At 65.3% G+C, this 18,249-nt stretch carries 14 protein-coding genes and 1 pseudogene; 11 read left to right on the forward strand and 4 right to left on the reverse strand.

All coding sequences use genetic code 11. The annotated features are described in order from the left end of the window. Positions 1-206: 206 nt before the first annotated feature. Positions 207-1,052, reverse strand: coding sequence for a DeoR/GlpR family DNA-binding transcription regulator (locus ACWDX9_RS45945; protein ID WP_449966546.1), 846 nt, complete (start codon positions 1,050-1,052; stop codon positions 207-209). A gap of 295 nt (positions 1,053-1,347) precedes the next feature. On the opposite strand from ACWDX9_RS45945, the gene ACWDX9_RS45950 reads away from it, so the two are divergent. The 6 genes from ACWDX9_RS45950 (at position 1,348) to ACWDX9_RS45975 (ending at position 7,125) form a co-directional block, all read left to right on the forward strand. Then, positions 1,348-2,655: an ABC transporter substrate-binding protein gene (locus tag ACWDX9_RS45950; RefSeq protein WP_449966549.1), complete on the forward strand. Its 1,308-nt coding sequence runs from the start codon at positions 1,348-1,350 to the stop codon at positions 2,653-2,655. 30 nt (positions 2,656-2,685) lie between these two features. Next, positions 2,686-3,681: a carbohydrate ABC transporter permease gene (locus tag ACWDX9_RS45955; protein ID WP_449966551.1), complete on the forward strand. Its 996-nt coding sequence runs from the start codon at positions 2,686-2,688 to the stop codon at positions 3,679-3,681. Further along, positions 3,678-4,529, forward strand: coding sequence for a carbohydrate ABC transporter permease (locus tag ACWDX9_RS45960; protein ID WP_449966553.1), 852 nt, complete (start codon positions 3,678-3,680; stop codon positions 4,527-4,529). The genes ACWDX9_RS45955 and ACWDX9_RS45960 overlap by 4 nt, the downstream gene beginning before the upstream one ends. A gap of 54 nt (positions 4,530-4,583) precedes the next feature. After that, positions 4,584-5,444, forward strand: a complete 861-nt coding sequence (locus ACWDX9_RS45965) for a ketose-bisphosphate aldolase (RefSeq protein ID WP_449966555.1) — start codon at positions 4,584-4,586, stop codon at positions 5,442-5,444. A 1-nt stretch (position 5,445) separates the two neighbouring features. Next, positions 5,446-6,684 carry an ADP-dependent glucokinase/phosphofructokinase gene (locus ACWDX9_RS45970; protein ID WP_449966558.1) on the forward strand — a complete coding sequence of 413 codons (1,239 nt, stop codon included), beginning with the start codon at positions 5,446-5,448 and terminating at the stop codon, positions 6,682-6,684. Between the two features lie 252 nt (positions 6,685-6,936). Next, positions 6,937-7,125, forward strand: coding sequence for a zinc-binding dehydrogenase (locus tag ACWDX9_RS45975; RefSeq protein ID WP_449966560.1), 189 nt, complete (start codon positions 6,937-6,939; stop codon positions 7,123-7,125). A 44-nt stretch (positions 7,126-7,169) separates the two neighbouring features. On the opposite strand, the gene ACWDX9_RS45980 is transcribed toward ACWDX9_RS45975, so the two are convergent. Further along, positions 7,170-7,847 carry an MEKHLA domain-containing protein gene (locus ACWDX9_RS45980; RefSeq protein ID WP_449966563.1) on the reverse strand — a complete coding sequence of 226 codons (678 nt, stop codon included), beginning with the start codon at positions 7,845-7,847 and terminating at the stop codon, positions 7,170-7,172. Between ACWDX9_RS45980 and ACWDX9_RS45985 the strand changes: the two genes are divergently transcribed. After that, the gene (locus ACWDX9_RS45985; RefSeq protein WP_449966565.1) at positions 7,813-8,229 is read left to right on the forward strand and encodes a CHRD domain-containing protein; all 417 of its coding nucleotides are present in this window, start codon (positions 7,813-7,815) and stop codon (positions 8,227-8,229) included. The genes ACWDX9_RS45980 and ACWDX9_RS45985 overlap by 35 nt on opposite strands. A 207-nt stretch (positions 8,230-8,436) precedes the next feature. On the opposite strand, the pseudogene ACWDX9_RS45990 reads toward ACWDX9_RS45985, so the two are convergent. Beyond that, positions 8,437-8,727, reverse strand: a pseudogene (locus ACWDX9_RS45990) (VOC family protein); the annotation flags it as partial. Positions 8,728-9,028: 301 nt separating this feature from the next. Here ACWDX9_RS45990 and ACWDX9_RS45995 point away from each other — a divergent pair. Together ACWDX9_RS45995 and ACWDX9_RS46000 are read left to right on the forward strand one after the other, a co-directional pair. Beyond that, positions 9,029-10,279 carry an MFS transporter gene (locus ACWDX9_RS45995; RefSeq protein WP_449966567.1) on the forward strand — a complete coding sequence of 417 codons (1,251 nt, stop codon included), beginning with the start codon at positions 9,029-9,031 and terminating at the stop codon, positions 10,277-10,279. Between the two features lie 957 nt (positions 10,280-11,236). Next, positions 11,237-11,779, forward strand: a complete 543-nt coding sequence (locus ACWDX9_RS46000; protein WP_449966570.1) for a hypothetical protein — start codon at positions 11,237-11,239, stop codon at positions 11,777-11,779. A 1,090-nt stretch (positions 11,780-12,869) separates the two neighbouring features. On the opposite strand, the gene ACWDX9_RS46005 is transcribed toward ACWDX9_RS46000, so the two are convergent. Next, positions 12,870-13,997, reverse strand: a complete 1,128-nt coding sequence (locus ACWDX9_RS46005) for a hypothetical protein (RefSeq protein WP_449966573.1) — start codon at positions 13,995-13,997, stop codon at positions 12,870-12,872. Positions 13,998-14,613: 616 nt separating this feature from the next. On the opposite strand from ACWDX9_RS46005, the gene ACWDX9_RS46010 reads away from it, so the two are divergent. Next, the gene (locus tag ACWDX9_RS46010) at positions 14,614-16,593 is read left to right on the forward strand and encodes a right-handed parallel beta-helix repeat-containing protein (protein ID WP_449966574.1); all 1,980 of its coding nucleotides are present in this window, start codon (positions 14,614-14,616) and stop codon (positions 16,591-16,593) included. A gap of 1,391 nt (positions 16,594-17,984) precedes the next feature. Then, the coding region (locus ACWDX9_RS46015; RefSeq protein WP_449966577.1) for a hypothetical protein at positions 17,985-18,249 on the forward strand (265 nt) is incomplete at its 3' end.

Genomic DNA, 18,249 nt, shown 5'->3' on the forward strand with positions numbered 1-18,249 from the left:
ATGCGATTCATGTACCCGGCGCGTGGGGCGGAGGTGCACCAAAACGAGACCGCCTGATCCAGGCGGCCACCCGCACATGGCTCCGCCCGCCAGTCGGCGCCCATTACCGCCCCACGTACCGGTAATGGGCGCCGGGATCGTCGACCAGCGTTGCCGCGGCTTCCGAGCGGTGTTCTTGAGGGGCCATGACGCGATCGGTACCCGATCTACTGGGGATCCTGACCGGCTTCGGGGGCGCCTTCGAGGGTTTCCGGCGTGATCACCTCTACCCCGTTCTCCGTCAGCGCGTCCAGAAGATCAGGCGGCGGCGTGGAGTCCGTGACGAGGAAGTCGGCGCCCCCGAGCTCGGACACCTGGGCGAAGAGCCGGCGATCGAACTTGGACGAGTCGGCCAGGATCGCCACGCGCGCCGACCGCGAGATCATCTCTCGCATCATCGCCGCCTCGGCGAGGTTGCTCGTCGTGTACCCGGCCGCTGAAACGGCGCCGACCCCGATCAACGCCAGATCGCAGCTGATGTCCAGCTCGCTTCCGTCGGACGCCCGGAAGCTGACGGGGCCGATGGTGGCCAGCGTGAGAGTGCGGACCGCGCCGCCGAAGACGTACACGTCGCGGATGGCTGAGGGCGGCAGCGCCGGGGGTACGAGAAGACTGTTCGTCACCACGGTCAGGTCCCGATGGTTGCGCAGGTTCCGGGCCACGGCGAGAGTGGTCGTACCGCCGTTGATCATGATGATCGACCCATCTTTGACCAGCGACGCGGCAAGTACCGCGATCTTCTCCTTCTCGCGTTCTTCCATCTTGAGCCGCACGTCCACGGCCCGGTCGACCCGAGATAGAGTGGCCTGACTGACCGCTCCACCATAGGTGCGGACCAGGACACCGTCGGCGCTGAGCTGGTCCAGGTCCCGCCGGATCGTGTCGATGGAGACGCCGAAGCGCTCTGCGAGTGCGCTGACCGTGACCTGCCCGGCCTCCGCGACGTACGCCGCCAGCTGGGCCTTACGTCCTGCGGGTAGACGACGCTGCCGGTCGTCTTCGTCAAGGGTCACTGACCCTCCCATCTCTGCGGTAGTTGCGCTACTGATCAACGCAACAGAGGGGTGATGCAGGCCTAGAACTGCAGACTACCGCATAACGCTGCCTCCTTCAGGCGAAATGCCGCCAGCTTCGAGCGTCCCGGCACTGGAAGTCTCACGCATCAGCACGCCTCTTCCGCTTGTGTGCCGGACTGTGCGGTTCCTAGCGGGTTTTTGCGTTACTAGGTCTTGTGGCGTAGCGACACGCATTGTTAATGTGGCGGAAACCGGCAAAGACCGGTAACACCTGTACAGCAAGGAGGTCGCGATGACCGGAGGCAGCACCCGGTTGCAGGGCCGGACGAGGCGACTACTCGGGGTGATGGCGGTGGCGATGATCGGCGCCACGGCCGTGGGATGTGGTTCCGGCTCGGGAGCGAGCGCGGGATCGAGCGGTGACGGGACCGTCACTCTGGAGTTTGCGCAGTGGTGGGCGCCGGAGCTGCCGGCGGGATCGTTCGACAAGCTTATGTCGGAATTCATGGCGCAGAACCCGAAGATCAAGGTCAAGCTGTTGAGCGGCCCGTACGCGTCCACGAAGCAGCAGCTGGTGGCCGGAGCGGCGTCGAGGACGCTGCCTGACGTGGTCGGCCTCGACGGCGCATGGGTGAGCGACTTCGCCAAGCAGGGCGCCATCGCCGACCTGTCCGCGCTCATGGCGGCCGCGAAGTACGACTCGAGCCAGCTCGCGAGCCAGATCCAGATCAAGGGGAAGACCTACATGATCCCCGTGGTCAACTTCGTCTACCCCCTGTTCGTCAACAACGATCTGCTCGCGAAGGCGGGGGTCAAGAAGCCTCCGAGCACGCGCACGGAGTTCCTGGAGGCGGCCAAGAAGGTCAGCGCGCTCGGCGGCAATGTCAAGGGCTGGGCCCTGCCGCTCGACACCGCCGTTCCCAACGGCGTCCAGAACGACGTGATGTCATGGCTGTGGGCATCGGGCGGCAGCATGCTCACCAAGGACGGGAAGCCCGACCTGACCGGCCCCGGCGTCAAGAGCACCGTGGAGTACGTCAAGAGCCTGAACGACGCGGGCGTCATCGCGCCCGGAGCGCTGACCATGAAAGAGCAGGACAAGGTCGAGAAGTTCTCCACCGGCCAGGTCGGCATGGTGATCGATTCCCTGGCGCACATCGGGCTGATCAAGAAGAACAATCCGAAGCTCGACTTCACGGTGGTGCCGATCCCGGCCGAGGACGCCTACACCGGCAAGCGCGGCATCCCGTACGCGTCCTGGGGCATCGGCGTCGCCGAGTCCTCGGAGCACAAGGCCGAGGCGTTCAAGCTGGTCCAGTTCTTGATGGACAAGAAGGCGAATGCGCAGCTGAGCACGTTGGCGAACGGCTTCCCCGGCAACAAGACGGCCGAGCCTGACTTCAGCGCGAGTGACCCGCTGTTCAAGACGGCCTTCGACATCTACAAGGCGGGGTATCCCGCCAACGAGTTCGTGGGGCTGCCGAAGTCCGAAGACCTCATGCGCGGCTTCGATGAGCAGCTGCAGCTCGCGCTCACCGGCAAGCAGAGTGTCGACGACGCCCTCAACAAGGCGCAACAGGCCTGGGCACCGGTGCTCTGACCTTTCCGTACTTCGTGGGCCGCGCCGACCGTGCGGCGCGGCCCCCGAACCAAGGAGACATCGATGGAAACCGCGAAACTCGATCCGGCGGCCTCCCCGGGAGCCGCAAAATCGGCATCGGAATCCTCTGCGGGCCGGCGGAGAAGGACGCGGCCTTTCCCCGTGCAGGGTGTCGTCCCGTACGGCTATCTCTCGCCGACGCTGATATTGATCTTTGTACTGATGATCATCCCCATCGCGATGGTGGTCAGCTACTCGTTCAAGGACAACGTGATCGTCGAGCAGAACCCGGTCTTCGCCGGGCTCGCCAACTACACCACGGTGCTCACCGATCCCGACTTCCTGGCAGCGCTGAAGAACACGTTCATCTTCATCACCGTGAGCACCGTCGCTCACCTCGGCCTGGGACTGGCCTTCGCGACGATGCTCAACACCCCGTTGCTGGGCGGAGTGACGAAAGCCATCTTCCGCATCGTCTACATCCTGCCCTGGCTGTTCACGGTCGCCGTGATCGCGGTCATCTGGCGGCTCATGCTGGACCCGTCCGGGGTGGTCAACTACGTCCTGACCACGATCGGCGTGATGCGCGAGGAAGTGACCTGGCTCTCCGAGCCGAACACGGCGCTCTGGGCGTTGACATTCATCAACATCTGGGCCGGCTTCCCGTTCTTCATGATCAGCATCCTCGCCGGGTTGCAGGGAATCTCGCCGGTTCTGTACGAGGCGGCCTCCGTCGACGGCGCGAGCACGTTCCGCCAGTTTCGCAACGTGACGCTTCCACAGCTGAAACCGGTGCTCCTCAGCATGGCCGTGCTCGATCTCATCTGGACCTCCCAGCAGTTCGCCCTCATCTGGATGACCACCGGTGGTGGCCCGCTGAATGCCACCGAGATGCTCAGCACGTACACCTACAAGCAGGCCTTCAGCAGCTACGAGTTCGCCACCGCGTCCGCCGCCGCCGTCATAGTCCTGCTGCTCACGATGATTCTGGCCTTCTTCTACGTTCGCCTGCAAAAGGAGAGGTGATCACCGTGCTCACCCGCAAAAGGCGGCGCCTCGGCGCGAAGATCGCCGTGCTCGCAGGTTTGTGCGTCGGCGCGGCCTTCGCCGGCCTTCCGGTCGTGTGGATGCTGTCGACGTCGTTCAAGACCAACGGGGAAGTCTTCCAGGTCCCGCCGCGGCTGATCACCGAGAACTTCTCGTTCGACGCCTACAAGACGATCCTGGCCGACGCGACCCAGTTGAGGTTTTTCGTCAACAGTTACGTCGTCGCGCTGTCGGTGACCGTGCTGACATTGTTCGTGGCGATTCTCGCGGCGTATGGATTCAGTCGCTACAACTTCCCGCTGAAGCGATCCGTCAACGCCGTGATCGTCACCGTCCAGGCTGTGCCGCCCATCACACTCGTCATTCCCTATTTCGGTCTCGTGGTGGCGCTCGGTCTGTACAATACTTATCCGGGGCTCATTCTCACGCATATGGTGTTCACCTTGCCCTATGCGATTATCATGATGACCGCGTACTTCAACACCCTGCCGCGAGAACTGGATGAATCCGTCAAGGTGGACGGGGCGTCGAGCTGGACGGCTCTCTGGCGGATCCTGGTGCCCATTTCGGTGCCCGGGCTGGTCGCCGTCGGCGTCTACACCTTCATGATCTCGTGGAACGAATACCTGTTCGCGCTGACCCTCACCCGTACCGACGACATGCGAACCGTGCCCATCGGCATCCAGCTCCTGATGGGCCAGCACTCCTACGAGTGGAACCAGATGATGGCCATGAGCATCCTGGGGTCCATTCCGGTGCTCGTGTTGTTCCTCCTCTTCCAGCGGCGATTCATCGGCGGCCTCACCTCCGGCGCGGTCAAGTCCTGAAACGTCGTCCCCGTCCCGAGTGACAATCAACTGATCAGAAGGAGAAATACAGCAATGCTGACGACCGGCAAGGTGCTCTTGGCTGTCGCGAATGAAAGAAACTTCGCCGTGCCCGCCTTCAACATCAGTGACTACGCCATGTTCAACGGCATCGTGGACATCAGCGAGGAGAAGAACGCGCCGCTTTTCATCGGGATCCACCCCGACGAGGTGCGGCACATCGGAGTGGACGTGATCGCCGCGATGACCCAGCGGGCCCATCGCTCGTCCGTGCCGATCGCGATTCACTGGGACCACGGCGCGACCTATCAGGAGATGCTGACCGCGATCCGGATCGGCTTCACCTCGGTGATGATCGACGCCTCGATGAAGTCGTTCGAGGAGAACATCGCGATCTCCAAGAAGGTCACGGAAACCGCGCACGCGGTCGGCCTGTCGGTCGAGGCGGAGCTGGGGACGATCGGCAAGACCGACGGCGAGGCCGAAGACGGCAGCGACGCGATCATCTACACCGACCCGGCGGACGCCGTGACCTTCGTGCAGGCGACGGGGGTGGACAGCCTCGCGGTGGCCATCGGCACCTATCACGGCCTCTACCCGAAGACCCTGAAGCCGGAGCTCAAGCTCGACCTGCTGAAGGAGATCAAGGACCGGGTCAAGATCCCCCTCGTGCTGCACGGCGGCTCGGGCAATCCCGACGACGAGATCGCGGAGTCGGTCAAGCTCGGCATCAACAAGATCAATATCTCCAGTGACATCAAGGCCGCCTACCACATGAAGATGCGCGAGGTCCTGGCCGATGAGGGCCTGCGCGAGCCGAACTCCATCCAGCCGCCGTGCATCGAGGCGATGAAGGTGGTGGCCGGGCAGAAGATCGACCTCTTCGAAGCGGCCGGCAAGGCATCTCTCTACTGACATGACCAGCCGTGTGGTCCTGGGCTTGGGGGGATGCGTCGACTACGAACTCAAGCTGTCCTCGTCGATCTTGGAGCAACTGGTCGGCGAGTATCAGATCGGCGATGCCGAGCTGACGTCGTCGGTCACCGTGACCAACGAGCGTGAGCTGGTCATCTCGATTCTCACCTACCTCAAAAAGGGCGGAGGAGGCGAGCACTTCGTCGCCTCCTCCGAATGCCTGAACGCATTCGCCGGGCGGTTCCCCAAACGAACGACTCTGGGCGGGACCTCCGTTCGAGCGGCGATGGAGATGAGCCGGCTCGGCGTACCGTCCACCCTGCACCTGGTCAGTCTCAACGACATCGTCCGCCGCCTGCTGCCGGCAAGTTGCGACTACATCTGCAGCGGCGACCAGGACACCCTTTATCCGCACCTGATCGTGCAGTACGACCAGGGCATGCGGGTTCGAGCAGGTGACATCGACATCCGTGCGCCGTTTCCGAACAGACTGATCTACGTCAACGACCCGGACAACGAGTCCATGCTGCTGAGTGATGAGCTGGGCTCGTTGCTCAGCGACGCACGGGTCTTTCTGATCTCGGGCTTCAACGCGATACGGGACCGGCGAACACTCGACCGGCGTCTTTCCGCGCTGAGAAGCCACATGCGGCAACTGCCGGCCGGGGCGGTCGTCTACTACGAGGATGCCGGATTCCACGAGCCGGGCCTCAGCCAACGGGTCCGCGACGCGCTTCTGGACGTCATCGACGTTTACGGACTGAACGAAGACGAGATGCAGTCGCACCTGGGCTACGCCGTCAACCTGCTTTCCGTGACGGAGGTGGCAGGCGCCCTCGAATCGCTGCGGGCTCTCATCCCCGTGAAGACCCTGGTGGTGCACACCAAGTACTGGTCGGCGGCATTCGGGGAGCGAGCCGGTGAGTACGCGGAGCCACTGAACGAGGGCATCGTGATCGCCAGCACCCGCTACTGCCACGGCGATGCGTACACGGACCACCAGTACGAGCTCATGCAGAACCGGCCGAGGCGAACGGAGGCGGTGGAGTTCGCCGCGGCTCTGGAACGCCGAATGGGCGGGGTCGTTCGTTGCCTGCCCGGCTTCGAGCTCGACGTCGCCGCGCCCACGACCATCGGGCTCGGCGACGCGTTCGTCGGCGGTTTCCTCGCCGCGGTCTCCCTGGGCGGTTCAAGCGGTCGGAGCATGTCCGCGCCAAGCGTCAGACGCCGACGGCCATGACCTCCAGCTGAATGGCACACTCCCGAAGCGGCGATCCGTTCGATCAGCTCGACGGGCGTCTGGTCCTCGGCGAGGTCCCACAGCTGGCCGTGCCCGCCCGGGTAGAAGACGGTGTCGAAGTCGTCGGCGGACACCGTGTTCAGCCGTACGGTCCCTGTCCAGCTGCCCCCCGGCCTGCGGAGTACGTCACGGCTCCCAGCCGCCACCTCGTCCGCATCGACCCGAGCGCGGATCTCCAGCCTCAGTACCACCGTGGTGGCCTTCGCGCGCAGGGATGACAAGCTCGCGGTGGCCAGGACGAACGGCGCCGACCACACCGTCAACACCCGCGGCAGGACGGCCGGGCAGGTGCGGGCCGAGCTTGCGGAGCTGACCGGCAGGGGAGAGGCCGACGCCGTCCTGGACTGCTCCGGAGCTCCTGAGTCTCGCCCTCGCCGGTGAAGGCCGGATCAAGCACACCGTCACGCCGGTCAAACTCGACGACATCAACGACAGGCTCGAGGCACTGGCCCGAGGCGACGTGATCGGGCGTCAGGCGTCCGGCGGAAGGTCGCCGCCTGGCCCACGAGCAGGCCGTCGCCGTCCACCAGGTTCCACATCGTCACGTCCTCGATCCAGAACCGGCGGCCGGACTTGGCGATGCGCCGTCCCCGGTAACCGGTCGCGAAGCCGTCCCGGCGCACGGCGTCCAGGAGCGCCTGGCGGTCCTCCCGCCGGTCCGGCTCCGCCGAGAGCCGGGAGGGCGGGCCGACGAACTCCGCCCAGTCGTACTCGAAGCATCGCTGGGCGGTGACGTTCGCGTAGGTGAAGCGGGGGTCGTCCGCCCCGTCGTGCGCCGGCACGCCGAAGGGCGCCTCCTCGTGCAGCCACTGCGCCGTGGCCTCGGGGCCTGCCGGCGGGGTGTCGACGAAGCGCAGGTGGGAGCGCGCCAGTAGGTCGAAGAAGTCGGAGTCCAGGGAGCAACCGTTCTTCGCCGCGTCGGAGGGGATCTTGCGTCCAACTCGACAAGAACTGGACGGAAAGTGGAATCCCGCGCTCGCGGGCGCGACGGCGGCAGGGGCGGTCGCCGTGGTGGTCGCCGGCTCGGTGATCGCCACCCCCGCGGCCGCCGCGTCCCAGACCGCCGGGGTGACCGCGCACAGCCACACGACCAGCTCGCCCAAGTACTACTTCGCCGCCGTGCTCCTCGGCCGGAACGAGGTGCCCGAACGGGGCAAGAAGGTCAACGACGCCAACGGCGTGGCCGTCGCCAAGTTCCGCATCAGCGGCGACCGCTTCTACTTCTTCGTCCAGTGGAGGAACACCGGCAGGCCGACCGCCTTCCACATTCACCGGGGCAAGGCGGGCGTGAACGGCCCCGTCGTCATCGACCCGCTGTCCAACGGCCGCATTCGCGGCAACACCGCTTCCGGCTCCGTTCGCGTCAAGAGCAGCCTGCTCAGGGACATCAAGAACAAGCCCAAGAACTGGTACGCCAACCTGCACACTTCCCAGTTCCCCGATGGCGCGGTCCGCGGCCAGCTCCACAAGGGCGGCCGCTGGTAGACCGATCTCCGTGAGGTGAAGCCCGTGTGGGCCGGCGTCCTGAGGGCTCGGGAAGGCCGGCTCGCACCCACGTTCCAGACGTCGATGGCGACGACTTCGAGCTGGATGTTGTCCGATATCGCGGAAGACGATCGTCGAGCAGACGAACGGCTTCGTCTGCCGCTGAGTGCCGGAATGCGAGACTCTGATGCAGTCGAGCCAGTTCGCCCAGGCCTCCAACCCCGCGCGTCCTTCGACCCGCAGGGAGATGTGGTCGAGACCGGTGTGGACCTCGTCCTGGTTGGCCTCGTGGTGATGCAGCCCGATGGCCAGTCCGGTACGGGGTTCGATGACCAGGTGCGCGTATCCGGTCCATTCACGGCCGTAGTGCGGCAGGTCGCCGTCCACCAACGTGGCCTGGAAGACTCTCTGGTACCAGGCGATGCTCGCCTCGAGATCCCGCACGGTCAAGGCGAAGTGGCGCAGCCCGCTGATGGGCGGCGTGGTCGGTTCGGTCATCTTCGTGCCCTTCCTGGAAGCCCCCGGCCGGCTGTTCTCGCATGCTTCAGAGCGAAGGTAGGCAGGGCCTCCTGACGACGGGTGGATACGCGTGCGCGGGAAACGGGGATCGATGATCCGCCTCGGACCGGCTCGAGAACGGATCCAGTGAACCTTCAGTCTTCATCAAGTGATCCTGCGTAACTTCACGGGAACAGCGCTGATCCGCTATGACGAGGCGCGCGAGGAGCCACAGAGCCTGACCGACCTGTGACATATCGCCGCACCGAACCACCACACTCGCCCGAAAGGAGGGCTCCCTGTGCTCAACAGTGCCTATCGAGCGCAGTGCGAAGCCGAGGAGGCGCGCCACACGCCGGACTGCGACAGCAGGAACACGAAGCTCACTCTGCTCGCTCTCGCGCTCGGCACCTTCGCCATCGGCACGGGTGAATTCGGCAGCAATGGCATCATCCAGCTCTTCGCCGCGGACATGGGTATCTCGATCCCGCAGGCGACGTACGCCGTGACCGCCTACGCGGTCGGCGTCATGATCGGGTCCCCTGTGATCACGATCGTGGCCGCCCGGCTGAACCGCAAGCAGTTACTCCTGGCACTCATCCTTCTCTTCATCGTCGGGAACCTGCTGTCGGCGCTGTCCGCGAACGTCGGCATGCTGATCGCGGCCCGGTTCATCACCGGCACGGTGCAAGGCGCCTACTTCGGTGCCGGCGCCGTCGTCGCCGCCTACGTCTACGGTCCGGGCAAGGGTGGAAAGGCGTTCGCGACCGTCATGGCCGGCCTGACCATAGCGACGATCGTCGGCTCGCCCCTCGGCACCTTCGTCGGGCAGCAGGCCGGCTGGCAGGCGCTTTACGTCGTGGTCGCGGTGATCGGCCTGGCCGCCGGTGCCGCCATCCTCCTCTGGGTGCCCGCCACCTCCGACCTCGACGGCGGGCCCATCGCGCAAGAGCTGGGCGCCCTGCGCCGCCCGATGGTCTGGGTGATCATGGCCGTCGCCGCGCTCGGCATTTCCAGCATCTTCGCCGTCTACACCTTCATCGGTCCCTATGTCACGGACGCGGCACGGGCCGATGAATCGCTGATCCCCGTGGCGCTGGCCGTGTTCGGCGTCGGCATGGCGGTGGGTAACCAGGTCGGTGGCCGCCTTGCTGACCGCTATGCGTACCGGGGCCTCGTCCTGGGCTACGGGAGCGTCCTGCTGTTCCTCATCGCGATCGCCGCAACAGGCGAAACGATCTGGCTGCTCATGCCTGCCCTTTTCGGAGTCGGCGCGACCATGATGCTCGCCATCCCGACGATCCAGGTGCTGCTCACCAAGAACGCCCCCGAGGCGCCCACATTGATGGGGGCGCTCAACCTCGCATCGCTCAACCTGGCCAACGCGCTGGGAGCCGTCGGTGGCTCGATCACACTCGGCGCGGGCCTCGGCACCCTGTCGACGGCATGGGCGGGCCTGGTGCTGACAGTCGCCGGCCTCCTCCTGTTCGCCATCACTGTCCGTCATGCGGTGCCGCCGCGGCGCGTCGAGACGACAGCGGCGGCGGCTTGAACTGCTCGAACGTCATTGTGCGCCGATTGGAGCGCCTGGATGCCAGCCGGCGAAAACGCGCGAGCCACGAGTGCCTCGTCCGGCGGATAGGGGCCTCCCGCGGCTCGCGGGTCGACTTGGTCGTCAGAGGTGAGGGCATCCGTACCAACATGTCCATGAACCTTGCCAAGCCGCTCGAGGCCCATCCGCTGGTGCGGCTCTGGCCCCGTACCAAGAACGCCACCTGCGGCATGCCCTGCACGCCTATGAGGAGTTCTCCAACGAGCAACGAGCCCATCAAGCCTTGGCTCAGGCAGCTCCGCTACGTCCCGTCCCGGATCCGATCATCGATCCAGCCAGAATCGTCGACCTGAACGTACACCGACGAGGCCAGGTCGGCGGCGTCCTCCACGAATACTCGCAGGCCTGGGTCGATGGTGCCGTCGAAGTCGAGGTCTTCGACGCCGTGGCAGCCTTTGGGGTACCCATGGGTTCTCTCCGCTGAGGGGTGACAAGGGCGGCGAAGCCGTCGGCGATCTGGCGGTCGTAGCAGGTCTCGAAGTCTTCCCTGCCGTTCCTGCCGCCGCCTATTCGCCACTCGACCAACCAGGACTTCGCGCCGTCCTTGGTCGTACTTTCGATGATCCTCGCCACCTGTGCTCCCTCGGCTGGCTGGTCGCAGGGTGACGGGAGCGGGATTAGCGAATCGAAGTGACGCGCTGGGATGATCGGATGTCGACTACGTCATGATGAGATGCGAGGGAACCTGATCTTGTAGTGATCATCCGCTGAGCGCCGGCATAGCCCAAACCGGCCTTCGACCTGCGGTGATATCAGCAGGGCGGATGGGACTTGAACCCACGACCCACGGATTCGGCATGCGTGTCTCGCGTATGTGCAGGACCTTGAAATTCTCGTCTCCTGTACCTCGCTGGCCCTCAGGGTGCACTCTGGTTTGGGCAGTGGAGAGCTGGTGACATGAGTGACGTCAAGGTGGAGTACATCGCAGAGCTCCTGAGGGAGCGGAACGATGTCGATGAGAAGATCGCAGAGATTATCCAGCGGCCTATGACCGCCGGCCACTTGGGGGAGTGGATCGCGGCGCGGGTCTTCGGAATCGAGTTGGAGGCGTCCGCGGTAGCCGCCGCGATCGACGGCCGGTTCACTTCTGATCCATTGCGTGGGCGGACCGTCAATGTGAAGTGGTACCTCAAGCGCGAGGGCATGCTGGACGTGACCGAGGCGCCAGCGCTGGACTACTACCTCGTCCTGACTGGGCCCGCGTCGCCGGCGGCTTCGTCACGAGGCAGCATTCGCCCTTGGTGCATCGAGTCGGTGTACTTGTTCGATGCCAAGCAGTTGCTGGCGGAGCTACGTGCGCGCGGAGTTAAGATCGAAGTGGCTTCCAGTGTTCGAGCCGCGCAGTGGGCAGCAGCTGAAATCTACCCGCACGCAAGTAACCCGGCACTTGCCGTACGTCCCGAGCAAGCGGAGATACTGCGACTTTTCGCACCACGATGATCGTGTCTGACCGCCTGCCACTGAGATCCGAAGCCCATACCGACTTCCACCTCGGCAATAGTCAGTACTGGCACGTGTACGGCACGGCGTAGAACTGCCGAACTGTTTCCAGCGCGTGACCGTTCTTGTCGACTCCATGCTTCTGAGCTGCGGTGCCATCTTGCCAGACCGCCACAAGCGGCAAGGTCATTTGCACGTATATTGCACGGCCCCCGGACGCCTCCATGAGAGGCCGCGCCCTGTAACAACTTTTGGTCCTTCGGGTTCGAGGGAGATCACCCCGCGCACATCCCGTAGGCGATCCGATACCTTGACGTTGTGTCGAGCAGCGAGCGTCATCTGTCAGACAAGGAGCAAGCTGTCATCTTGGCACTTCTCGCGCAGGACTTTCCTGGCGCGGACAAGCTTCGGGCTCAAGTCCCTTCGGCAGTTGTCACCGGGCACTGTGGATGCGGATGCGCGACGGTGGATCTTCGCCCAGGGACAGGCCCTTGCGCATGCGACTCTCCGGTGCAAGACGGCGTGCTGATCTCCGCGAGCGTGCAGGAGCGCGACGGTGGTGTCTTGCTCTTCGTCGAGGGAGGCCACCTGTCGTGCCTGGAGATCTACTCCATCGAAGACGAGCCGGCCCCACTCCCCAGGCCGGAAGATCTCATCGTTGATGCGCCAGGCTCCTGGTAGTGCATGCGCGTCTACGCCCGGGGGCATCGACAGCCAACGGGAGGTCGTCAACCGACGCACCCTGGAAGCCCTCAACGCCGCGTGACAGAACCTCTCCCACAAGACCGGGACGCCTCGAGGTTCTTCGTCGTTGTCGCGAAATCTCCCGAGAACGCACCAGAATTGCCGCCTCGACCTGGAGAAACGAGCCAAGACCCATTCCGCGTATGTTTCGGAAGGCGGCATGCGGCTGCTTCCGGTGATGGTCTTATGCCTGGAGCAGCCGAATCGGCGCGCAGATTGCCCGCCTATGGGCGTGGGGCCCGGCTGCTCCAGGTCGCGTTGCCGCGTACCTGGAGCGGGTCGTGCCATAGGAGCGATCTCCGACGAACTCAGTGCTGACATGCAGGTCGGGATGCTTTCTGGGCGGCTACAGCAGTCGTTCGCTTCGGGCGGCTGCTTCTTCTCGGGTCGCGGTGAGGAATGCCTGGCGGAGTTGTTGTTGCCGTGAATTGTCGGCGTTTGCGGGGGCGGGGCGTTGGGGGTCGGCGTGGTGCTGGTAGAGGCGCCAGCAGGTGTGGATGCCGTGGAGCAGGTTGTCGAGGAGGTCGGGGGCGGGCCGGGTGGGGTCGAGCGAGGTGAGGGGCAGGTGGATGGTGTCGGGGCTGAGGTCGAGTTCGGGGTGGTCGGCCTGGGCCTTGCTGATGAGGTGCTGGGCGGCGGTGATGCGGTGTTGGATTTCGAGGATGCCGCGCAGGTGGCCGTCGGCGATGTGGAGGGCGTTGCGGATGAGGGGCATGACCACGTGCCGGGTTCGGGCGCCGGCGTTCATGGCTGTGGTGATGTCGGTGAGGCTTTCGGGGGCGAGGGGTTTGTCGTACTGCTCGGCGCTGGCGACCACCCGGATCGGGTGCATGCCGGTGTGCTGGGCGGTGATGGTGACGGCGGCGTAGAACCAGTGGGCGGCGGCGATGGCGGCCGCGGTGGGATCTACTTGCGTGAACAGGTCCTGGCTGCCGAAGGGATTGTCGTGCAGCAGGCGGTCGGCTTGGGAGATCTGCAGGGGTGAGGCGTCTTCGCGGCTGAGGGCGGCGGCTTGCTGGGCGCGGTCGGACAGATCGCCGCGTTCGGCCTGCTCGATGGCGGCCAGTTCGGCGGCGACGTCGGTGCTGACGTGCGTGGTGAGCTGAGAGGCGCCGAGCACGCGCAGGGTACGGGCGACGGCATGTGCGGCTTGCTCGACCTTGGTGCCGATCGGCTGGTCGGTGGGTCGCGTGGTGGCGGTCAGGGTGGGGAGGATCGTGGTGAAGGCGTCCCGTTCCTGTTGCCGTTGCCAGCCGAGGTTGTGGGGGCTGTGCCGGTCGGCAGTGGTGGCGGGGTGCGTGTAGGAGCGCCAGCAGGCGTGGGACAGGCGGGTCAGGTCCGCGGCGAGCCGGCGGGTGTTCTGGTGGAGCTGGTCGTGGGTCAGCTGGGCCACGACGATGGCGGCGTCGCCGATGCCGGTGCTCCACTGCGCGAGAAGCGTGTTGTGGGCACGGTTGATGGCATACCGAGTCACGAGGACCTCTTCAAAGGAAAGGGGAGGACCACAGAAGGAGAGCTCTGCTCGGGGCAGTTTCTGGTCCTGCCCAGGATGCTGGATCTGCTGTGCAGGTGAAGCCTTTTTGGCGTTGTTGTGCGTGCCTGATCAGCGCTTTTGCTCAGAGATGCGGCATAATTCCTTCTCCTGTGCCGGATGCGACGCGGCGTGGCACGGCACGGCACTGTCGGCTCCTGGGGCAGCCGCGATGGCATATCGCTTCGCGAGGACGGGTGTATCTCCGCTTCGGAGGTCGTTGCGGGGCTCCGGACCTGCCGGGCGTGGGACCTGATCCGGCGGCACGACCTATGCCACGGAGCGGTCGCGAAAGTGTTGGCGTCGCGTACTGAATCCAAGGTGATGCAACGTGACCGGCCTTCGACGCGTCGTCCACGCCTGACATGCGGATGTGTGCGCCACCGGATCTCAGGGACAGTGATGTCTGTCGCTGTCCCTGATCAGCAGGACGCCGTCATCGGCCCTGCAGTACTCTCTCAGCGTTTGATCTTGAGGGTAGGCGCGAGCGCTGCCTACAGCGGCGACGGCCGGCGGTCGAGTGCGGCCAAGGCTGGTCAAAACCTGGAGGAGAACAGGAATGCGAAGAACCTGGCCAGTGGCGTTGGTGGCCCTCGCCACGGTTGTCATGGGCGGCGCGATGCCGGCGAGTGGCGACGCGGTCGATTCGGCAGCCGACTCGACGACGGCAACGGCAACGGCAGCGGTCTGCGGCAGCTCGTCGCTGAACGGCCCGACCACACCGCCCTCCGGCGCGGTCGTGGTCCCTGCGGGCGACAACAGCGGTGTGGACTTACGCAAGGCGAACACCACGTACTACTTCGAGACCGGCACACACACGCTGGGCACCGACCAGTACGCCCAGATCATGCCCGGCAACGGCGCGACGTTCATCGGCGCGCCCGGCGCGGTACTGGACGGGAAACGGCTGAACCGGTACGCGTTCACTCAGCAGGCGACCGGCGTCACGATCCGGTACCTGACCATCACCGGATTCGTCGCGCCGCGCGATCAGGGTGTGGTCAACCACGACTCCGGCGACGGCTGGGTCGTGGAGCACAACACGATCCGCGACAACTCCGGCGCAGGGCTGATGGCCGGGGCCACGAACAAGATCCGTGGCAACTGCCTCAAGGACAACGGGCAGTACGGCCTGAACGCGTACAAGGACGGCAACACGATCACCGGCCTGGTTGTGGCGGACAACGAGTTCACCGGCAACAACACCGAGGACTGGGAGCACCAGGAACCTGGGTGCGGATGTACCGGTGGCATGAAGTTCTGGGCGGTGAACGGTGCCGACGTGACCGGCAACTGGGTCCACGGCAACCACGGGCCGGGGGTCTGGGCGGACACCAACAACAACGACTTCCTCATCGAGAACAACCTCATCGAGGACAACGAGTCGCTCGCGATCTTCTACGAGATCAGCTACAACGTCGTGATCCGGAACAACACCATCCGCCGCAACGCCTGGGCCTCCGGTGCCGAGCGGGCAGCGAAGGGCGACCCGTTCCCCGAAGCGGCGATCTACCTGTCCGAGGCGGATGGTGAGCCCCGCGTGCAAGCGCGGACCAGCAAGATCGAGATCACCGGCAACCGGCTCGAGAACAACTGGGGCGGGATCACCGCGTGGGCGAACGCCGACCGGTTCTGCAACAGCCCGGCCTCGACGACCGGCGACTGCACGCTGATCGTCGGACCGACCAACACCTCACAGTGCTCGGCTCCCGCCATCGCCAGCGAGCCGCTCTACACCAACTGCCGCTGGTGGACGAAGAACGTCGACATCCACCACAACACGTTCGCCTTCGACCCCAGTGCCGTCAACGGAGGCTGCCCAACGCAGTACTGCGGGCACATGGCCCTGCTGTCCAACTGGGGTACGTACCCGGACTGGTCCCCGTACAAGGGCGCCGTGATCCAGCAGTCGATCGTCCACGACTCGCACAACTCCTGGCACGACAACACCTACACAGGACCGTGGCAGTTCAGGGTCACCGACATGGGCAATCGCATCGTGCCCGGGCTGTGGGTCGGCCCCCAGTACGGCCAGGACGCCGGCAGCACGTTCGACGGCGGCACGCCCGTCCCGCCGGCGATCGCCGAGCAGGACTTCGAGTCCGGCTCGACGACCTCGCCCTACGCCCCGTGGTACGGGGCCGGCCTGGCGCACCAGACCGGCGGCGCGCATGGTGGCACGGGCTCGCTGCAGATGACCAGCGCCCAGGCGTCCGGCAGCGCGGTGGCGCTTGACAACTTCCCCGGATACAGCGGTGTGGTCGCCGGTACGAGCTACCAGGTGTCGCTGTGGTACCGGGAGGCCGTGGCGACCATGCCTGCCGTCACGTGGAATGTGCGGTGGCGCGACGAGTCCGGCACGGTGCTGCGTACCGACGCCATCTCCCTGGCCCGGAAGACCGCCTGGACCCAAGCAGCCGGCACGTTCACCGCGCCCGCGGGCACGACCCGCGTCGACTGGACCTTTGTCTGGAACGCGAGCACCGCCGGACCCGCGTTCCAGATCGATGATGTGGCAATCCGTCCCGGGAAGCTTTAGCAACGACGGCGCTCCGCCCGCCTTCCTGGCGTGCGACTTTCTCCATGTCGATACGGTGTTCCTCGCAGGTGCGGTTGGCCGTCCCGCGAGGTCGGTCCGCCTGAGCCCGTGCTGATCCTCAAGCCGGCCGGCCGCATCTCCGTGGAAGCGCCCGCCCCCTCGACCTGAGGGCGGCGGGCGGGCGTCGTTCAGTAATTCGTTCAGCAGACGGGAAGGGGATCTGTCTCGCTGGAGATCCAGCTGTCCATCACGTATCCCCATCGGCCGGTGACATCGCCATTGGTCCACTCCCACCGGTTGGGGTGAGGGCCGTTGTTGTTGCGGTTGCCTTCGGCCCGGCAGGCGAAGACGCTGGGGTTGCTCCGGAGGTAATCGATGATGTTGGTGGTGCCGGCCTCGTAGATAGGCGCTGACGTTCTATTGCTGCACCACCACCTGTTCTCTCTGTTCCAGCACAGGTCGGCCAGAGTCGTTGAGGAATCGGTGGACGGACCGCTGGTTGCTGGAGTGGACACGCGCGTCGGGGCAGGGGGTGCGACCGGGGACCGGGAGTCCGCAGAGGAGGGGAAAGCGCTGAGCAACAGACCAGCCGCTGCCAGGGCTGACACGGCGATGATGCGACGTGGACGCATGGCGTTCTCCTTGAGAAAGAGTGGTCGTGGAACCGTCCGAGAGGTCACGAGCCGCGTAGGCCCCTGAATCTTTCGTTCATGCGGGGTGCTGTGCGCTGCTGTCCAGCAGGCTGAGGTGTTCGCGATCAGAGGACATTTGCCGAACGCTCTGCCTCCTTGCTTTCTCGCCTTTCTGCCGTGAACTCTCAGCAGTAAAGTTAGGGCAGACCCCTTTCTTGCCCCTGTCGTATCCCTGTCGCGTCACTTTTATGGAGGCGTCTGATACGCCGTCCGATCGATGAATGCCGACCAAAATTTCGGGCACCGTCACCCGCCGATCCGGCCGCTTTCTGCCGGTGGCTGTTCGATCTGTTCGGCGCCTGTGGATGCCCGAAACTCGGCCGTCGGGGTTGACATGGGGGTTCGGCGGTCCGGTTGCCGGCGGGCATGATCGCTTCCACTGCGTCACCGAGCATCCGAATTCAAGGGAAGGCGACGGCGGCCTTCGGACAACAACAAGGTGACCGCCGTACCGCCGATGACGAGGTTTGTGTACGAAGGAGCCATGCATGGCAGCTCCCCCGAGCGTCGTACCACCGTGGCAGGACGACGCCACGGTGATCAAGCGGTCCTGGGATGAGCCCGAGTGTTTCGGCGCCGTCTTCGACGCCCACTACACGGAGATCCACCGGTACGCGTCCCGGCGACCCGGCCCGCACGTGGCTGATGACGTCTGCGCCGAGACCTTCGCTCTCGCCTTCCGCCAGCGTCGCGGCGACCGTGCGGCGTACCCGACGGGTGCACGTCCTGGGCGTGACCCGCCGCCCGACGGGGGCGCGGACCGCTCGGCAGGCCCGCGATCTCCTGCTCGACCTCGGCAGACGAGCGGAGACCTTCCGCTTCCTCATCCGTGATCGGGACGCCAAGTTCACCGCCGTCTTCGATGAGGTGTTCGCCGCTGTGGGCATCATGGCGCTGAAGACTCCGCCGCGGACCCCGAGGGCGAACTGCGACGGCCGCGCATTGACCCGCTACCGGGTCAATG

Source organism: Nonomuraea sp. NPDC003201 (assembly GCF_053590415.1).